Origin of the sequence: Parasalinivibrio latis, from assembly GCF_036825535.1 — a bacterium.
Lineage (GTDB): Bacteria > Pseudomonadota > Gammaproteobacteria > Enterobacterales > Vibrionaceae > Parasalinivibrio > Parasalinivibrio latis.
On record NZ_CP098812.1, the window covers coordinates 3,689,346 to 3,707,931 of the forward strand.

At 53.3% G+C, this 18,586-nt stretch carries 17 protein-coding genes; 6 read left to right on the forward strand and 11 right to left on the reverse strand.

Annotated features, from left to right (window positions below; genetic code table 11):
• The first annotated feature begins 293 nt into the window (after positions 1 to 293).
• The 4 genes from hemC to NF212_RS16775 are packed head-to-tail and all read left to right on the forward strand — an operon-like array spanning position 294 to position 4,420.
• The gene (gene hemC, locus NF212_RS16760) at positions 294 to 1,229 is read left to right on the forward strand and encodes a hydroxymethylbilane synthase (RefSeq protein WP_434357579.1); all 936 of its coding nucleotides are present in this window, start codon (positions 294 to 296) and stop codon (positions 1,227 to 1,229) included.
• Positions 1,226 to 1,996, forward strand: coding sequence for a uroporphyrinogen-III synthase (locus NF212_RS16765; protein ID WP_434357581.1), 771 nt, complete (start codon positions 1,226 to 1,228; stop codon positions 1,994 to 1,996). Before hemC ends, NF212_RS16765 begins: the two co-directional genes overlap by 4 nt.
• Positions 1,989 to 3,236, forward strand: coding sequence for a uroporphyrinogen-III C-methyltransferase (gene hemX / locus NF212_RS16770; protein ID WP_434357583.1), 1,248 nt, complete (start codon positions 1,989 to 1,991; stop codon positions 3,234 to 3,236). The genes NF212_RS16765 and hemX overlap by 8 nt, the downstream gene beginning before the upstream one ends.
• Positions 3,233 to 4,420: a heme biosynthesis protein HemY gene (locus NF212_RS16775; RefSeq protein WP_434357585.1), complete on the forward strand. Its 1,188-nt coding sequence runs from the start codon at positions 3,233 to 3,235 to the stop codon at positions 4,418 to 4,420. Before hemX ends, NF212_RS16775 begins: the two co-directional genes overlap by 4 nt.
• A 383-nt stretch (positions 4,421 to 4,803) precedes the next feature.
• Here the strand turns inward: NF212_RS16775 and NF212_RS16780 are convergent, their stop codons facing one another.
• Together NF212_RS16780 and NF212_RS16785 are read right to left on the reverse strand one after the other, a co-directional pair.
• A complete protein-coding gene (locus NF212_RS16780) occupies positions 4,804 to 5,574 on the reverse strand; it encodes a class I SAM-dependent methyltransferase (RefSeq protein ID WP_434357587.1) in 771 nt (256 codons plus the stop codon).
• 84 nt (positions 5,575 to 5,658) lie between these two features.
• Positions 5,659 to 8,808, reverse strand: a complete 3,150-nt coding sequence (locus NF212_RS16785; protein WP_434357589.1) for an ABC transporter substrate binding protein — start codon at positions 8,806 to 8,808, stop codon at positions 5,659 to 5,661.
• Positions 8,809 to 8,937: 129 nt separating this feature from the next.
• On the opposite strand from NF212_RS16785, the gene asnC reads away from it, so the two are divergent.
• Complete coding sequence (asnC, locus tag NF212_RS16790; protein ID WP_434357591.1) at positions 8,938 to 9,399, forward strand: transcriptional regulator AsnC; 462 nt, start codon at positions 8,938 to 8,940, stop codon at positions 9,397 to 9,399.
• A 72-nt stretch (positions 9,400 to 9,471) separates the two neighbouring features.
• Here asnC and hemB read toward each other — a convergent pair whose 3' ends face one another.
• The 9 genes from hemB to rmuC all read right to left on the reverse strand — a co-directional run bounded on the left by hemB (position 9,472) and on the right by rmuC (position 17,549).
• Positions 9,472 to 10,512 carry a porphobilinogen synthase gene (gene hemB / locus NF212_RS16795; RefSeq protein ID WP_434357593.1) on the reverse strand — a complete coding sequence of 347 codons (1,041 nt, stop codon included), beginning with the start codon at positions 10,510 to 10,512 and terminating at the stop codon, positions 9,472 to 9,474.
• Positions 10,513 to 10,569: 57 nt separating this feature from the next.
• Positions 10,570 to 11,358 (reverse strand): 3'-5' ssDNA/RNA exonuclease TatD, encoded by a 789-nt coding sequence (tatD, locus tag NF212_RS16800; RefSeq protein ID WP_434357595.1) that lies wholly within the window; start codon positions 11,356 to 11,358, stop codon positions 10,570 to 10,572.
• A 90-nt stretch (positions 11,359 to 11,448) separates the two neighbouring features.
• Positions 11,449 to 12,204: a Sec-independent protein translocase subunit TatC gene (gene tatC / locus NF212_RS16805; RefSeq protein WP_434357597.1), complete on the reverse strand. Its 756-nt coding sequence runs from the start codon at positions 12,202 to 12,204 to the stop codon at positions 11,449 to 11,451.
• A gap of 2 nt (positions 12,205 to 12,206) precedes the next feature.
• Positions 12,207 to 12,617, reverse strand: coding sequence for a Sec-independent protein translocase protein TatB (gene tatB, locus NF212_RS16810; protein ID WP_434357599.1), 411 nt, complete (start codon positions 12,615 to 12,617; stop codon positions 12,207 to 12,209).
• A 3-nt stretch (positions 12,618 to 12,620) separates the two neighbouring features.
• Positions 12,621 to 12,881 carry a Sec-independent protein translocase subunit TatA gene (gene tatA / locus NF212_RS16815; protein ID WP_434357601.1) on the reverse strand — a complete coding sequence of 87 codons (261 nt, stop codon included), beginning with the start codon at positions 12,879 to 12,881 and terminating at the stop codon, positions 12,621 to 12,623.
• Positions 12,882 to 12,957: 76 nt separating this feature from the next.
• Complete coding sequence (gene ubiB / locus NF212_RS16820; RefSeq protein ID WP_434357603.1) at positions 12,958 to 14,592, reverse strand: ubiquinone biosynthesis regulatory protein kinase UbiB; 1,635 nt, start codon at positions 14,590 to 14,592, stop codon at positions 12,958 to 12,960.
• Complete coding sequence (locus tag NF212_RS16825; protein WP_434357605.1) at positions 14,589 to 15,203, reverse strand: ubiquinone biosynthesis accessory factor UbiJ; 615 nt, start codon at positions 15,201 to 15,203, stop codon at positions 14,589 to 14,591. The genes ubiB and NF212_RS16825 overlap by 4 nt, the downstream gene beginning before the upstream one ends.
• An 8-nt stretch (positions 15,204 to 15,211) precedes the next feature.
• Positions 15,212 to 15,991: a bifunctional demethylmenaquinone methyltransferase/2-methoxy-6-polyprenyl-1,4-benzoquinol methylase UbiE gene (ubiE, locus tag NF212_RS16830; protein ID WP_434357607.1), complete on the reverse strand. Its 780-nt coding sequence runs from the start codon at positions 15,989 to 15,991 to the stop codon at positions 15,212 to 15,214.
• The gene (rmuC, locus tag NF212_RS16835) at positions 15,984 to 17,549 is read right to left on the reverse strand and encodes a DNA recombination protein RmuC (RefSeq protein ID WP_434360908.1); all 1,566 of its coding nucleotides are present in this window, start codon (positions 17,547 to 17,549) and stop codon (positions 15,984 to 15,986) included. Before rmuC ends, ubiE begins: the two co-directional genes overlap by 8 nt.
• A gap of 130 nt (positions 17,550 to 17,679) precedes the next feature.
• On the opposite strand from rmuC, the gene NF212_RS16840 reads away from it, so the two are divergent.
• Positions 17,680 to 18,573, forward strand: a complete 894-nt coding sequence (locus tag NF212_RS16840; RefSeq protein ID WP_434357609.1) for a DMT family transporter — start codon at positions 17,680 to 17,682, stop codon at positions 18,571 to 18,573.
• The last annotated feature ends 13 nt before the right edge of the window (positions 18,574 to 18,586 follow it).

Below are 18,586 nucleotides of genomic sequence, written 5' to 3' on the forward strand. Positions count from 1 at the left end.
GGCAATAAAAACGTGATCAGTTTAACAGTTTTTCGCCAAATCGCCAAGAGAGACGCTTCCATGTGAGCAATGTCTCTCTTTGCTGACTATAAGCGCCTTTGGTCAAAGTCGCAACGTTATTGCTACCTAGATCGCATTATTCATTGGTCTAACATTCGGTGAGAGTGATCACATTTTCGTAGCAGTTTCCCTTACACATTATGGGAATTCACCCTTTGATGACGAGGGGTTTGTGACCAAAACGGCTTCCAGTGGTAGGATTAGCGAAATAGTTCGCCATAACGGATAACAGCATGACAGATAACCCAATTCGCATTGCGACCCGCCAAAGCCCTCTGGCGCTGTGGCAGGCCAATTTTGTAAAGGACGCCCTTGAATCCGCTCACCCAGGACTTGTTGTCGAACTGGTTCCTATGGTGACCAAAGGAGACATCATTCTGGACACACCGCTGGCCAAAGTTGGCGGAAAAGGGTTGTTTGTTAAAGAACTGGAAGCCGCCATGCTGGACGGCCGGGCAGATCTCGCGGTGCATTCCATGAAGGATGTACCGGTAGAGTTCCCGGAAGGGCTCGGACTGGTCACCATTTGTGAGCGCGAAGACCCCCGTGATGCCTTTGTTTCCAACAAATACAAAACCCTGGATGAGCTGCCTGAAGGCTCAGTGGTGGGCACCTCGTCCCTGCGCCGCCAATGCCAGTTGATGGCACTGCGCCCGGATTTGGAAATCAAGTCCCTGCGCGGTAACGTGGGCACCCGCCTTTCCAAGCTTGATAACGGCGACTACGACGCTATCGTTCTCGCCTCTGCAGGCCTTAAACGCCTGAAGCTGGAAGACCGTATCGCCTCTCTTCTGGAGCCGGAAGTCAGCCTGCCAGCTGTTGGTCAGGGCGCTGTCGGCATTGAGTGCCGCCTGGATGACCTGCGTGTCCGCACCCTGCTCGAGCCACTGTCCGACGCCAATACCACTATTCGCGTACAGTGCGAGCGTGCAATGAACACCCGTCTGGAAGGCGGTTGCCAGGTGCCAATTGGCAGTTACAGCGAAATCCAGGGAGACAAAATCTGGTTGCGAGCCCTGGTTGGCGAGCCGGATGGCAGCAAAATCGTACGTGGTGAAGTCACCGGTCCGATTGAAAAAGCGGAAGAGTTGGGAACTGGCCTGGCAGAACAACTGCTGGCTGAAGGCGCAAAAGAGATACTTGAGCGCCTTTACAACGACGCACCATGACCATCCTGGTCGTCCGCCCCTCCCCGGATGCAGAAGCCCTGGCCGAACAGTTAGGGCAAGCCGGGTACCGCGCACTTGCCCACCCCCTGTTGACCACGGGGGAAGGGTGCGAGTTTGCTGAAGTCCCGGCCCGGCTGAAAACGCTGCAACCCGGCGATGCGGTTATTGCAGTCAGCCCCAATGCCGTCAGCTATGCCGCTGACGCTCTCAGGCAAGCAGGGGATTACTGGCCAGCAGACATTAACTACTATGCTGTCGGGCAACGGACAGCCAGCGTTTTCGCCCAGGAAACCGGCAGGATGGTGGCATCGCCCAGCAACAGCCAAACCAGTGAAGGCCTGCTTGGCCTGCCGGAGCTTGCTTCAATGCAAGGCAGGCGGGTGGTTATTTTGAGGGGGAACGGTGGCCGGGACCTGATTGCCAGAACCCTTTCAGAGCGCGGCGCACAGGTGGACTATTGCGAGTGCTATCAACGTATCTGGCTAAGCAATGATTTATCATCCGAGTGCAATCAGTGGCATTCACTGGGCATCACTACGCTTGTTGTCACCAGTGGGGAGCAGTTGGCTCACCTCTTCAACAATGTGACACCCGAACAGCAACAATGGTTGGTAACCTGCCATTTACTCATACCGAGTGCAAGGATCGCCAGCCAGGCAAAACAACTTGGATTTTCACAATTAACCCAGGTTGAAAGCGCAGCCAATACTACGCTTTTCAACACCCTGCGCGAGTTAATGCATAAAGGGACCATTCATAATGACTGACAAAAAAAATAATCAAGGCAATGCCAACCCTGCTTCCGGCGATGCCCAGACCAAGGATGCCAAGACCGAAGAGGTAACCGTGAGCAAAGAACAAAGCCCGAAGAATTCTGATAAAACCGGTACCGCCAAAGTGGAAGGCCAGCCTACTGCACCACAAAAACCAACTGCGCCGCCAAAAGAAGAGGCAACGCAGCAAAACGAAAAGAAAGGCGGTAACAAACTGGGGGCAATCGCCATTGCTCTGGTGATTGCTCTTGGCGGGGGTATTTACTACCACGCCCACCAGTACACTACCCAGCAACAGCAGGCCATGGGCGCACTTTCCACGCAAATTTCCCAGCTGCAGTCAGAAATCCAGAGCAATGAAAAGCAAACCCAGCAGGCTATAGACAACGCGGTTTCCAAGAGCCAGGTCCTGCTAGAGCAACAGGACAAAACCATTGCCAGCCTGCAGCTTGCACTGGCGGAGGTTAAAGGCCGACGCCCGAACGACTGGCTGCTGGCTGAAGCGGACTACCTGGTAAAAATGGCCGGACGCAAACTGTGGCTTGAACATGACGTACAAAGTGCCACTACCTTAATGGAGTCCGCAGACCAGCGTATCGCCCAGTTGAACGACCCAAGCCTGACACCACTTCGCCGTGCTATGGCTGAGGACATCACCACCCTGCGTGCAGTGAAGCTGATAGACCGTGACGGGCTGGTGCTTCGCCTTTCAAGCCTCGAACAGCAGGTTGCCAAGCTTCCGCTGGCCAATGCCTTGATGCCGGAAGCTGAGCCGGTAGAAGAGCAGCAGGTATCCGGTTCAGTCACTGACTGGAAAACCAATCTGGAAGCATCACTGAAAGACTTTGCAGCCAACTTTATTACCTACCGCAAGCGTGATGGCAGCGTGACACCGCTGTTAAGCCCGGAGCAGCATTTCTACTTGCAGGAAAACCTCAAGGCCAAACTGGAAACCGCCATCCGTGCTGTATACCGCGAGCAGGAGCACCTGTATGCGGAATCACTGGATACGGCGGAGCAGTGGACCAAGGAATTCTTCAACCAGGAGAGCCCGCAGACCCAGAGCTTCCTCAAGTCACTTGAGCAGTTGAGCAAACAAGACCTCGACGTGGCCTACCCTGAGAAACTCTCATCCCAGAATGTATTGTCTGACGTGATCAATGAGCGCCTGCGCCGTGAAGTAGCGCCGGTAGATCAGACCGCGCCAGCAGATAACGGGGAGAGCAAGGCATGATCAAACTCTTTCTTCTCGTCGCGGCACTGGTTGCCGGCCTGGTGGTCGGCCCCATGTTTGCCGGAAATCAGGGGTATGTGCTGATTTCAGCCGCCGACCAGACACTGGAAATGAGCCTTACCACCTTGGTCGTCCTGGTCGTCTTCCTGTTCGGAGCACTGTTTGTACTTGAGTGGATTTTAAAGAAAGTCTTCTCTATGACGGGTGCTACTGCCGGATGGTTCAGCGGCCGCAAGGTACGCAAAGCCCGCCGGTTAACCCAGGACGGCATGGTTAAACTGCTGGAAGGCAACTGGCGTCAGGCAGAAAAGCTGATCTCACGCGGTGCAGCCCTGAGCGACAGCCCGATGCTGAGTTATATTGCCGCTGCTGATGCCGCCCAGCACAACGGCAATATCGGGGAGCGAGACCGTTACCTGCAACTGGCTGCTGAATCCAAAGGCGACACCCTGGCTGTGTCCCTGACCCGTGCCCGCCTGCAATTCCGACAGGGCCAGTATGAGGAAGCCCATGCAACCCTGCAGGAGCTCAAGAATGCCCATCCGCGCAATCCGCTGCTGCTTGGCTTGCAGAAAGATGTATTCATTAAGCTTGAAGAGTGGCGCAACCTGCTTAACCTGCTGCCAACCCTGAAAAAAACCGGCCTCATCAATGACGAGGAAGCGGCAGGGCTGGAAATCAAAGCTGAATGCGGCACCATGGAATATATTGCACGCCAGAATGGCAGCGATGGCCTGCTGGCACACTGGAATGGCCTCAGCCGGGCAAGCCGCCAGCGTCCGGAGCTTCTCAGTTGCTTGATTAAGCAGCTTTCTGAGCGTAAGGCTGACTCAGAAGCTTACGTCATCCTGCGTGATGCACTGAAGAAGAACCAGTCCGAAGAGCTGATTGCACTGGTACCGGAGCTAAACCTGCCGGATTACCACCCGGCTATCCTGCGCCTGCAAGACCTGCTTCGCTACGATGAACGCAATGCAACAACCCACAGCGCACTTGGCCAGTTGCTGATGCGTGAGAAGAAATGGCAGGAAGCCCGCACCCACTTTGAACGTGCACTGGAGATTCGCCCGGATGCGTCTGATTACGCCAGCCTGGTAACAGTTTTGGAACAACTGAACGACACCAAAGCTGCAAGTGAGGTATCCCGGGCTGCCCTTCAGATGGCTCTGCCAGAAAAAGTCTGACCCACCGTCGGGTAGCAATTTCCCACCCGATGAGAAAAAGGCGGCTAAAAAAGCCGCCTCTTTTTTTCCGAAAGATTTCAATTGTTTCAAACTGTTTTTAAGTAAGAGATTTGGTAATAACGCTGTTAGCCAGAATGATAATCCACTATAGAATCAAATCTCATGCAAACAGTTTGTTAAAAACGTTTCATGACCTTTCCCTATTACGATTAGCAACAGGATTGGTTGTAGATGGATATCTTACCCTGGTTGATTATCTCCGGCATTATGGTGTCGGTAATCACTGCTTTGATTACCGTGCTGCTGGCGAAAGAGTTTAGTTAAGCCCAAAAAGAAAGCCTCCAATCCGGAGGCTTTTTTGTGTTAGGAATACTACCGACTGACTATGCCATTGCAGCTTTCACATAGACATCAAAGCGGTTCTTTTTGGTTTCAATCGCCATGCTGGGAGCTGTGCCACCTAGAAACTCTGCGTAGTCAGGGCGCTTGACCACCACCCGCCTGGTTGCGAGCTCATACGCCGGTGCAAACAGGCCGTCGGCATCCAGATCGGCCCCTACCAGGCTCTGGAAAACCCGCATCTCTTTTTTTACCAGTGCAGACTTTTTCTTGTGTGGGTACATAGGGTCAAGGTAAACCACATCCGGGCGGACAAATTCACTGTCGTTTGCCAAATCAGACAGCAAATCCTGGCTGGTACCGTGCAGCAGCGACATCCTTTCACTCACCCATCCGCCAATTTCAGGGTCTGCCTTGGCCCGCATCAGACCGTCATCAAGCAGTGCCGCTACCACAGGGTTACGTTCAATCATCTGTACCTGGCATCCGAGGGAGGCAAAGACGAAAGCATCCCGGCCAAGGCCGGCTGTAGCATCAAGGATACGGGGCGTGGAGCCTTTATTGAGGCCTACGGCTTTAGCAATAGACTGGCCTTTTCCGCCACCGAACTTTCGACGGTGCCCGACAGCGCCGCCAACGAGGTCGACGTAAATCGATCCCAGCTTGGGTTCATCAACCTTACGCAATTCAAGGCGCTGGGCAGTCAGGACCAGAGCAAAGGCACTGTCTGTATCTTGGGTCAGTCCCCAGCGCCCGGCAAGCTGCGCCAGTTCACCCTCGCGTGACGGCTCTTCACAAATCAGTGCTATCTCCACAACCTTGCTCCGGTTTTCAAAATTTGGCTGCGGATTATATACCCAAACCCGCACAAGGTGCAGGTTTCAGCATGCGTTGATTGGCTACACCACCTTCTCTTTTTCCTGGCAATGTTCACGCAGCAGTGTTTCCAGCGGCCCAGGTACTGAGAACAGGTAACCCTGGGCAAAGTTGACACCTATACCCATCAGTTTTTCAAGCACCTCTGCACTTTCCACAAATTCTGCCACGGTTTTTTTGCCCATCTGGCGGGCCAGGCCATTTATCGCCGTCACCATGGCAAAGTCCATTTCATCCTCTGCCACATCGCGGACAAACTGCCCGTCGAGTTTGATGATATCCACCGGCAGGCGCTTGAGGTAACCGAACGAAGACAGGCCGGAGCCGAAGTCATCCAGTGCAATCCGGCAGCCAAGTGCCTTGAGGGTAGAGAACAGCGAAATGGCCTCAGACATACTGCTGATGGCGGCCGTCTCAGTAATTTCCAGGCAGATTTTTTCGCTGGGCAACGGTGAGGAACTGATGGCTTCAGTAAGGAAACGGGTAAATTCCTGGTTGCCCATTGAGCGGCCGGACAGGTTAATAGACAGCATGGCAATCCCGTTTCGCCATGCCGGATTGTTTTCCAGCAGGGCAAAGGTTTTCTCAACCACGACCCGGTCAATCAGGTGGGCGACGTTATAGCGCTCCGCTGCCGGTATAAAAAGGCCAGGGGAAACCAGTTTGCCTTGTTCATCACGCATCCGTATCAACACTTCTGCATAAATTCCGTCATCGTCGCTGTCATCAATGCCGACTATCTTCTGGCCAAACAACTCAAAACGGTCTTCTGCCAATGCTGCCCGGATCTGGTTCACACATGCCATTTCCTGCTCACGCCGCTTAAGCTCTTCATCCTCCGGGCGGTACATGTGGATCCGGCTGCCGCCTTCATCCTTGGCTACATAGCAGGCGGTATCAGCTTGGGCATGGACTTGCTGTGGGGAGCCGGCGGTATCATCCAGCATACGGAGCCCGATCGACCCACCCAGTGCCAGGCGTACATTGCTCCACAGGAATTCAGACTCATTCAGGGTGTACAGTATTTGCCGCCCCAGGGTCATTGCTTCATCGGTACTGCAGTTGTGGTAAATAATGGCAAACTCATCGCCACCAAGACGGGCCAGCAGGGTTTCTTCCGGCAGGATTTTTTTCAGGATGAGGGCAACCTGTTTTAATGCCTCATCACCAGCCTGGTGCCCGGCGGTATCATTGATAACCTTAAACTGGTCGAGGTCGATGTAGAACATGGCATGGCATCTGAGCCCCTGGTGAACTTCATCCAACGCCCTGGTCAGCGCCTGTTCAAAGTAGCTGCGGTTATAAAGCCCAGTCAGGTAGTCATGGCGCGCCTGCTGGAGGAGCTGCGCTTCGAGCTGCCGGTTGGCTGTGATGTCCTCACCCACCAACAGGAACTGCTCACGTGTCGGCATCGGACGGATACTCTCCCGAATCCAGACGGCCTCTCCGCTGCAATTGTGGTAGCAGATATCACGGCGCAGTACCCCGGTGCCTGACAGCAACCCCACCCGGCTGCGGGCAACCTGTTGCTGCGGTGACGGGGCGTCTTCACCATAAAATTGTGTCACCTTGTGGCCAAGCAGATCTGACTTATTCATGCCCAGCAATTCAGCAGCAAAGTGGTTCACAGACTGGATACGGGACATGTTGTCAATGGTCATCAGCATAACCGGTTGCTGCTCATAGAGGGTACGGAACTCGATTTCGCTGCGGCGCAGTTTCTCTTCGGTCAGTTTCCGCTCTGTGACATCCCGCCCTTCAAACAGCACCATCATAGGGCCTGCAACACTCATCGGCAGGCGTTTCAGGGCGATATCCAGCACCAGGTCGCCATTGATTTCATTGTTCAGCAGCGCCTCGAACCGTGAGGTGGAAAAATCGCCAAGATGCTTGAAGTGATGTTCCAGCAGGTAACGGTTGTTCCAGCAAGACAGGGAAAAGAGATTACTTCCCACCCCGCTTCCAGACACCAACTCCTCAAAAGCGCGGTTGAACGACAGGATATTGCCTTCTGAATCCAGCAAGGCAATAACCTGGTTACTCTGGTCAAAGACCCCCGCAAACAGGGTCTGGCTGTCTTTCAATGCAGCCTGGCTGCGGCGTAGCTTGGCAAGGTTGAACGACAGCAAAAGGATGATGCCGCCCAGCACCCCAACAATAAGTGCTGCCAGCTTGACCTGTTCACCATAGCGCGTCCACCACGATTTAGGGCTGTTAATCAGCACGACGTTTTTCATCTTGCTGGCATCTATACCCATTTTGTTGATAACGGAGGCATCCAGGGCAAAGAAATCCGCACTGTCACGAACCGGTTCCATTACACCGTTCTCAAGCCAGTTCATCATCATCTTGCCCTGGGTATAGCCCTGCTGCTCACCGTCAATCATCACCCCACCGACAGCCCCGGTACCCAGCATAAAGCTGCTGGAAACATACATGGGTACCGCTGACTCTTGCGCCACGGCAGCAATCACTTCGGAGAAGCGGCGGAATTCGTTCCGGTTGTCCCGGGTAAAAGAGACATAGAAAACGGCTTCATCGCTCTCCATCCCCCGGACTTTGTCTATCAACTGGGTAAAGGAAACGTCATGAAGCCGGATCACCTCAATACCTGAACGGTTGGATGTTTCCAGCTGCTTTTGCAACCTCTCCCAGTAACTCTGGCTGGAGTTGGAATTGTCCAGCAACAGGTAAAGCCGCTTCACTTCCGGCTGAAGCGCATGGATCATATCCACATTGGCATGGAGGTTGAGCTCCTCCCTTACCCCGGTGACATGTTTAAGCTTCCCCACCACCTCTTTGGCAGACCCGTTGTAACCGGAGAAAAACACCGGCGTATCCCCGATAAACTCGGACAGATCGCTGAGCATGTTGAGAGCGTTGTTATCCGTAGCCAGGATCGCATCATGTTGGCCGTTTTCCAGCCGAATGGCTAACATGGCTTTTTGGTGTGCAAGGAAAGAGCCGGACTGATAGCGCTTACTGTCAAGGTAGGTATATTGCAGCGATACCGGTTTGCCTCTAATCGCTTTATCGATACCGTGCTGAATGGAATCGGTCCAGAACATTCCCTGATGATAGGAGTGCACCACAAGAACATTGTACGGTGTTGCAAAACTCACAGGAGACCATGCGAAAAATGCAAGGCACATCAACAGCCAATAACGTGACAAGCATGACCCCCTTGTTAAACTACTAGCACACTGTCTCATTCACGATTAACACAGCATACTTAAGAGTTAACACAATTAAAACCTTACCGTGAATAAGCGCCCACTAAAACAGAATAAAGATTTCGCAAAATGAAGGACTTGCCAAAACTCGACGATCTTGACCGCACCATTCTTTCCACCCTGATGGAAGATGCACGTACCCCCTATGCTGAAATGGCAAAGCGTTTCCAGGTCAGCCCGGCAACCGTGCACGTACGGGTAGAAAAGATGAAAAGCGCCGGCATCATTACCGGTACGGAAGTACTGGTCAACACCAAAGCTCTCGGCTATGACGTCTGCTGTTTTATCGGTATTAACCTCAACGCAGCCCGCGACTACCAAAGCGCGCTGGATAAATTGCGGGCCCTGGATGAGGTAGTGGAAGCGTATTACACCACCGGGGCGTACAACATATTCGTCAAGCTGATGTGTCGTTCGATTGAAGAGCTCCAGCACGTATTGATTAACAAACTTCAGGCAATTGATGAAGTGCAATCCACCGAAACCCTGATTTCGCTGCAAAACCCTATAAACCGAAACGTCAAACCCTGACACTCTCCAGATAAAAAAATGCCCCACATTTTGTAGGGCATAATTATTCATATACTGATGTATGGAATCCGGTTACGCTTCCGGCTTCTCTGCATCAATACGGTTATCTTCCGCAAGCCACTCAGCAACCTGCTTGGCAAAGTATGTCAGGACGCCATCCGCACCTGCACGCTTGAAGCACAACAGCGACTCCATCACGGTTTCACGCTCTTTCAGCCAGCCGTTGGCAAAGGCGGCCTGGTGCATCGCATATTCCCCGGAGACCTGATAGGCAAAGGTGGGCACTTTAAGCTCTGATTTCACCCGGCGTACCACATCCAGGTAAGGCATACCCGGCTTCACCATTACCATATCCGCGCCTTCAGCAACATCCATCGCTACTTCATGCAATGCTTCGTCGCTGTTGGCTGGGTCCATCTGGTAATTCTTCTTGTCAGCACCTTTGAGGTTACCGGCGGATCCTACCGCATCGCGGAACGGGCCATAGTAGTTGGATGCGTATTTGGCTGAATACGCCATGATCTGGGTATTCACATAGCCAGCTTCCTCCAACGCCTCACGAATACGGCCGATACGGCCATCCATCATGTCAGATGGCGCCACCACGTCCGCACCGGCTTCTGCATGGGAAAGAGCCTGCTGGATGAGCACCTCGGTGGTCTCATCGTTCAGCACATAGCCATTCTCATCGATGATGCCATCCTGACCGTGGATAGTGTACGGGTCGAGGGCAACATCGGTGATGACACCCATCTGCGGAACATGTTCTTTCAGAAGCCGTACGGCACGCTGTACCAGGCCTTCCGGATTGTGGGCCTCAGCCGCACAGATGCTCTTGAACTCCTGTGGCACCACAGGGAACAAAGCGATAGCCGGAACGCCGAGCTTAGCCAGGTACTCTGCTTCATAAAGCATCAAATCAATGGAAAGGCGTTCGATACCCGGCATTGACTCCACTGGCTCGCGGCGATTTTTACCCATCAGAATAAACATCGGGTAAATAAGGTCACTGGCAGTCAAAGTGTTTTCCGCCATCAGGCGGCGGCTGAAGTCATGCTTGCGCATCCGGCGCATACGGCGGGCAGGGAACGCGCCCTGAATGGATACAGACACAGTATCCTCCTTGCTAATTTGTTTGATAATTGGGCTAATCATACCACCGGCAGGGCATTACGCAGCCGGAAGGCAAAAAATTCTTCTGCTGTTTTGCACAGATACCGACACCACATGCTGCCACGTCTGACTGCGGCATTCAGCTATTGTGCCAGCAATATGTGGCAGATAGCACGGTTCATTCCGGCGCGACTTGGGTTTGGGTTTCAGGTCTCGCGGGATCAGGTATGGCGCATCAGTCTCAATAAGCAAGCGATCATCCGGGATATAGCGGAGTATCTCGCGAAGCTCGCTGCCCCGGCGCTCATCACACACCCAGCCGGTAATTCCAATGCACATCCCTGCATCCAGGCAATCAAGCAATTCAGGTTCACTGCCGGTAAAACAATGCAGCACTGCGCCCGGCAGTTTGTCTGCGTACCGACGGAAAATCGCCATAAAACGCTCGTGAGCGTCGCGGCAGTGCATGAACAAAGGCAGTTGCAGTTCTGCAGCCAGCGCCAACTGTGCTTCAAAAACAGCTTCCTGCTGCGGGCGTGGTGAAAAGTCACGATTGAAATCAAGCCCACACTCGCCGATCGCGACCACACTCCCTTGCCCTGCCAGAGCCCGGATTTCAGGCAGTGAAAGGTCTTCCACCGTCTTGGCGTCATGGGGATGGACACCGGCTGTCGACCAAGCGTAGCCCGGGTATCGGGATGCCAGCTCAGAGGCTTCACGGCTGCCATCGATATCTGTGCCGGTCAGGATCATCCCTGTCACCCCGGCTTCGCGGGCACGGGCGACCACGGCATCCTCATCGCCGGCAAACTGGCTGCTGGTCAGGTTCACGCCTATATCGATCATGGTTCGCAATCTCTTCAAAATCCAAACAGTCGGGTGGCAGAAAAAACAAAGCCAGTCCCTAAGACTGGCTTTGAATCTTTCCACGGTAAATTATTCCTGTGCTTCCTGCTCTTCGTCCTCTTCATCACGGGGACGGTAGAACCGGGAACAGAGCAGACCCACTTCAAACAGCAGGCACATCGGCACTGCCAGCAGGGTCTGGGAAATAATATCCGGTGGTGTCAGCAGCATGCCGACCACGAACGCCGCCACAATAATGTAAGGGCGCTTCTGGCGCAGGCTGTCCGGTGTCGTTGCACCTGTCCATACCAAGAGGATGATGGCGACCGGCACCTCAAAGGCAATACCGAATGCCAGGAACAGGGCCAGGATAAAATCGAGGTAGCTCGAAATATCCGTTGCTACCTGTACCCCTTCCGGTGCAGTGGCAGTAAAGAAGCCAAACACCAATGGGAACACCACGAAATACGCAAAAGCGACACCACAGTAAAACAGCATGGAGCTGGAAAACAGCAGAGGGAGAATGAGCTTGCGTTCGTGTTTATACAGACCCGGCGCAACAAACGCCCAAATCTGGTACAGGATGACCGGTACCGCCAGAAAGACAGAGGCAACCAGCGTCAGCTTGATTGGCGTAAAGAAGGGTGATGCCACATCCGTTGCAATCATGCTGGTACCGGCTGGCATCTTTTCCAGCAACGGTTCCGCCACGAAGGCATAGATATCATTGGCAAACCACACCAAGCCAAGGAACACTACCAACACCGCGACAACGGCGCGCAGCAGTCTGTCGCGCAGCTCCATCAGGTGGGTAATGAGAGGCTGTGTATCTTCGACCGTTGACATAGTTATTCAGATTTTTCCTGCTTGGTCGCTGAGTTGTCCCCGGCTTTGCTTTCGGTTGCCGATTCGGTGGCGGTTTCCGCTACCGGCTGGCTTGGTGAAGCAGCCTGGGTGTCAGTGGCTTTCGCATAGGGGCGCTGAACTTCTTCTGCAGTGCGTTTCAACTCATCAACCGAACGCTGGAGGTCAGGTGAAATGTCCTTCATCCCCATCTGCTCGGCTTTTTTAAGGTTGTCACGCAGCTCCTGCAACTTGAGCTCTTGCTCCAGTTCATCTTTTACAGACCCGGCCATTCGTTTGGCCGCGCCTACCCAGCGGGATACATTGCGTATCGCCACAGGCAGACGCTCGGGTCCGAGCACGACCAATCCCACTACGGAGATCAGTACCAGCTCCCAGAAGCCGATATCAAACACGGGTTAAACCTGCTCTCTGTCTTTGCTCTGGCTGTTGTTCTGCGTAGTGCTTTCTTTCTGATCCAGTTTCTTCTGGTCAAAGTCGGCATCGGCATCAGTGTCGGCATCATTTTTCTTGGCTGGCTCATCGTCGCTCATTGCTTTCTTAAAGCCTTTTACCGCAGAGCCCAGATCGCCGCCGATATTACGCAGTTTCTTGGTTCCGAACAGCAAGATAACAATGACCGCAATGATCAGAAGTTGCCAAATACTAATTCCACCCATGTTTAAAACCTCAGGTTACATATTTTTAATTGGCAGGTTTCACCTGCGTCGTAGTTTTCGCTTCAACGAAGCAGAATTATTTCGCCACCATACGCCAGCCGGAGAACCATAAAATACCCCCCGCCACCAGCGATACAACCGGCAAAGTATCTATCTTGTTGCCATAAAGTATGGCAGAGCACACCACGAGTGTCGCACCGGCGATAAACAATAGCCGTGCATGCATTTGCCGCTTGCGTGAAACCATAAACTGTTGATACAGCGTATCGACTCTCTGGTTCAACATTCGACCCTGGCGCAGGCTATCGTACACCAGTTCAGGAAGCTCAGGGAGCTTTTCTGCCCAATAGGGTGCGCGATCCCTCAGTGCGTTCAGCACAGCTTTTGGCCCGACCTGTTGCGACATCCACTCTTCAAGGAAGGGTTTTGCCGTGTCCCACAAATCAAGCTGCGGATATAACTGGCGACCTAACCCCTCAATATATAAAAGAGTTTTTTGCAGAAGCACCAATTGCGGCTGAACTTCCATATTAAACCGTCTTGCTGTGTTAAACAGATTAAGCAAAACATGTCCAAACGAAATTTCGCACAATGGTTTTTCAAAAATGGGCTCACAGACAGTTCGTATAGCAAATTCAAAGTCATCGATGTCTGTATCGTGAGGCACCCAACCGGAATCCACATGCAGCTCAGCCACCCGGCGGTAATCTCGGTTGAAAAATGCCAGGAAGTTTTCTGCCAGGTAGCGTTTGTCTTCCCGGTTCAGGGTACCGACAATGCCGCAGTCGAGGCCAATCCACTGCGGATCTTCCGGGTGGTCATAGGCGACAAAAACGTTGCCCGGATGCATATCTGCATGGAAGAAGCTGTCGCGGAACACCTGGGTGAAAAACACCTGAACACCACGCTCTGCCAGCAGTTTCATGTTGGTGCCGTTGGCTTTCAACCCTTCAATATCAGAGACCTGGATACCATAGATACGCTCTGACACCATGAGGTTTTCACGGCAATAGTCGCTGAAGGTTTCCGGCACGTAAAGCATCCGCTCACCGTCAAAGTTGCGGCGAAGCTGGATGGCATTGGCCGCTTCACGCATCAGGTTGAGCTCATCAAGCAGGGTTTTCTCGTATTCTCGTACCACTTCCACCGGCTTGAGGCGGCGAGCCTCCGGGATCCAGCGTGCTACCAGCCGGGCAAGGCGGTACATCAGGCGGATATCCGCTTTGATAACCGGCACAATGTCAGGCCTGATAACCTTGAGCACCACTTCCCGCCCGTTAGTTTTCAACCTTGCGGTATGCACCTGGGCAATCGAGGCGGTCGCCAGTGGGGTTTCATCAAAATCATCAAACCAGGTTTCGATGGTACCGCCGAGGGATTTTTCAATTTGCTGCCGGGCAAGCTTGCCGTCAAACGGGGCAACCCGGTCCTGCAGCATGGCAAGTTGCTCTGCCATTGCCGGCGGAAAGAGGTCCCGGCGGGTAGACATCATCTGGCCGAACTTGATCCACACTGGCCCAAGGCTTTGCATGGCCAGGCGCAGACGCTCTCCCAGCGGCTTGTCGGCGTGCTGGTTCTTTATCCAGAACAGGCTCTTGCGCGCCAGCTTTGGCAGGCGGCTGAGCGGCTGCTCCGGCAGCATTTCATCCAGCCCATATTCGAGCAGGGTACGCTGGATAGTGTAAAGGCGCTTGATTTCCGAAGGTGTCATTTGGCACTAACCTTGTCAGCCAACCGGCCAACACGCGCTTCCAGCCGGGCAAAATGGCTGGCAACGTCATCTACCTGGTCCGCAAAGTACGCTACTTCCAGCGGCCCGGGAGCCAGGCGCCACTCTTCAGTAACCACTTCTGCAGCCCATTTTTGCTGACGGGAGGCCAGGGTTTTCAGGGTTTCAACCCCTTGCCGGGCACCAGATACCACAGAGTGGGCCACCACATCCCCGGTATAGCGGGAAAGCACTTCCGCCACATCGGGCTTAAGGCCACCAAGAAGGCCGGAAAACTGTTGGGCCAGCTCGATATCCCCATCCAGTACCAGTTTGTCTTCTTTGATCAGCCGGGTAAGGTTAGCTTTGTCGCGGAGCTCCGGGAGCGCTGCAAGGCTTACGGCCAGATCGCAGTCTGCCTCCCCTTCATACTGGGCCAGCACATCGACCTGCTGACTGAAAACGAAAACCAGCTGCTTGCTGATTTCATTCAATTTTACCCGGATGATTTTGCCACGCAGGCGATGGAGGCGCTGCTGGCTGTCACGGTCCTGTCGGACCAACTGGTTGATTGCAGTTTCAACAACGGCAGTGACCATGGCATCAAGTGGCATCAGCAACCTCAGAATTTATAACCGCGGTGAAGGGCAACAATGCCGCCTGTCAGGTTGTAATAGCTCACCTGCTCGAACCCGGCGGTTTCCATCATCTGCTTCATGGTTTCCTGGTCCGGGTGCATACGGATCGATTCAGCCAGGTAGCGGTAACTTTCCGAATCATTGGCAATCAGCTCGCCAATTTTCGGCAGAAGGTGGAAGGAGTAGGCATCATAAATTTTGGAAAGGGGCTCAAGTACCGGCTTGGAAAATTCCAGCACCAGCAGGCGACCGCCCGGCTTGAGTACACGGAACATGGAGCGCAGCGCCGCATCTTTATCAGTCACGTTACGCAGGCCAAAGCCGATGGTGATGCAGTCGAAATAGTCATCAGGGAACGGCAGGGCTTCGGCATTGGCCTGAACATAGTTCACATTGCCTACAATACCGAGATCGCGCAGCTTGTCGCGCCCCATTGCCAACATGGAGTTATTGATATCAGCAAGGACCACCTGCCCTTTGTCACCGACAATACGGGAAAACTTGGCAGTCAGGTCGCCGGTGCCACCGGCCAAATCCAGTACACGCTGCCCTGGGCGAACACCACTGCAGTCAATGGTAAAGCGCTTCCAGATGCGGTGGATACCGAGTGACATCACATCGTTCATGATGTCGTACTTCGAGGCAACCGAGTGGAAAACCTCCGCAACTTTCTTCGCCTTTTCCTTGGTGGCAACAGTCTGGAAACCGAAGTGGGTTGTGTCACCTTCGCCTGTTACATTCAGGTCTTGCACTATATCAGTCATGTTCTTCCCCTAAATCTGACGGCTTAGTGTACTGTATCGCCACACCCGGCTCCAAGCCTCCGGCTTCATGTAATTCATTACCTTGGCGATCAGACTGGTGCGCTGAAGCCACCAATGCCGGGCTGATTTCCCGCTTTACCTCCACCCCAAGGCTACGGAAACTTTCTGCCTGACTGAGGATATTACCGCGCCCGGTTGCGAGTTTATTGAGGGCACCCTGGTAACTTTGCCCGGCCTTATCAAGTGATACGCCGATGGCTTCGATGTCGTTTACAAACAGTCGCAGCTTGTCATAAAGCTTGGCGGCCTTGTCGGCAATCACCTTGGCATTCTGCCCCTGGCGTTCATAGCGCCAGAGGTTATTGATGGTCCTGAGCGCCACCAGCAAGGTGGTCGGGCTCACCAGCATAATGTTGTGCTCGAGGGCATCACGCACCAGGGAAGGATCTGCCTGGATAGCCACCTGGAATGCAGGTTCAACCGGGATAAACATCAGTACGTAGTCAAGGCTGCGTACCCCTTTGAGCTGGTGGTAGTCTTTCTGGCCAAGACCCCGGATATGGTTGCGGATAGCGGCAATGTGATCGCGAAGGGCTATATCCCGCTCTGCATTGCTGTCTGCATGGAAATAACGCTCGTACGCCACCAGCACCATTTTGGCATCAACAATCACATCCTTTTCATGGGGCAGGCGGACAATCACATCCGGCTGGTAACGCTTCCCGTCTTCATTTGCCAGGCTGACCTGCACTTCATACTCATAGCCTTCACGGAGGCCAGACTCCTCAAGCACCCGGGTCAGCACCACTTCCCCCCAGTTACCCTGTTGTTTGTTGTCACCCTTGAGTGCCTGGGTCAGGTTGACCGCTTCCTGCGCCATCTGCTCGTTAAGCTTTTGCAGGTTACGAATTTCATGAACCAGGGTATGGCGCTCTTTGGCCTGCTCACCAAAATTGTCGGATACCTGCTTGTGGAAACCTTCCAGCTGGGACTTAAGCGGGCCCAACAGGGTTTCGAGGCTCATGCGGTTCTGCTCATCCACAGAGCGGGTCTTTTGCTCGAAAATTTGTCCGGCAAGGTGCTCAAACTGGTTTTGCAGCCGGGTTTCTGCATCGTTGAGCAGCGCGATTTTTTCTTCTGCCGCCTGCAGTTGCTGCTCATGGCGGGCCTGCTGTTCCCGAAGCCGGGCTTCCAGTGCACTTGAACGGTCGCGGAGTTGTTCATTTCTCTCACGCAAGGCATCACGCTCAGTGCGGATGGTTTCAGCATATTTAAGCTTTTCAATGGCAGAGGTCAGCCGGCCATGCTGCTGGCGAAGTTCGGCCGTCAGCCGGTCCCGCTCAACGTCAAGCCCGTCAAGTTCAACCTCCTGGCTCCTGACCTGCTCCGCAAGCTGCTGATTTTTACTCTCCAGCATCGTCGTTTCTGTCTTAAGCTGCTGTTCAAACAACGCCTGTTGCTGGCGCACAGCCATACGGTGCCAGAGCCATCCGGCGAAAGCGGTTGCCCCGCTCCCGGCGACAACCCAGTGCCAGGGTTGCGTAAAAAGGATATCCATCATCGCCACTGAAATGTATTCTCACCTGTTGTCAGAAAGGCTAAGTGGATACTGGATAAATGTCCAGATTTTCCCGGAAAGCCGGTTTCCCTAGACTGCATCTTTCACACAAATTACAAGGAATTGCTGAATGAATGACAGAGCGGCATACGGATATGCAATCGCAGCGGTTTTGCTGTGGTCCACCGTCGCCACCGCCTTCAAAATTACCCTGACCTACCTGTCACCGATCCAGATGTTAACCGCAGCCAGTGCGGTGTCCGCCCTTTCCCTGTTTGCAATTGCTGCCTGGCAGGGGAACCTGGATCAGCTCATTCCTACTTTTACCCGCCGCCCGCTTTATTACCTTCTTCTTGGTGTCATTAACCCGTTGGTCTATTACCTGGTACTGTTCAAAGCTTACGATTTGCTGCCCGCGTCCCAGGCCCAGCCCATTAATTACAGTTGGGCAATTACCCTGACCTTGATGGCCGCCATTTTCCTTGGCCAGAAAATCCGGGCCCAGGACTGGATAGCCTGTGCACTCGGCTATACCGGGGTCGTGGTTATTGCGACTAAAGGTAATTTAACGGCATTACAGTTTGACAGCCCACTCGGTGTTGGCCTCGCGCTGCTGTCTACCTTGCTTTGGGCTGGGTACTGGATCCTGAATGCAAAAAATAATGCTGACCCGGTAATCAGTGTATTACTTGGGTTTATTATTTCCCTGCCTTTTTCTTTTGGCATTTCTATATATCAGGGTGGGTGGCCGGCAATCCCATGGCAAGGTTGGGCGGCTGTAACTTATGTAGGATTGTTTGAAATGGGAATTACATTCGTTCTTTGGGTAAAAGCGTTAAAGCTGACAACCAACACATCTAAAATCAGTAACCTGATCTTTATTTCCCCTTTTATTTCTTTATTGCTACTCGCCAATATCATTGGTGAAGAGATCCCGCCATCAACAATAATTGGTTTACTGTTAATTATCGTTGGCCTCATCGTCCAGCAGAAAAAAGCCAAGAGCAGTGTATCCAGTAAATAATACAGAATAATTA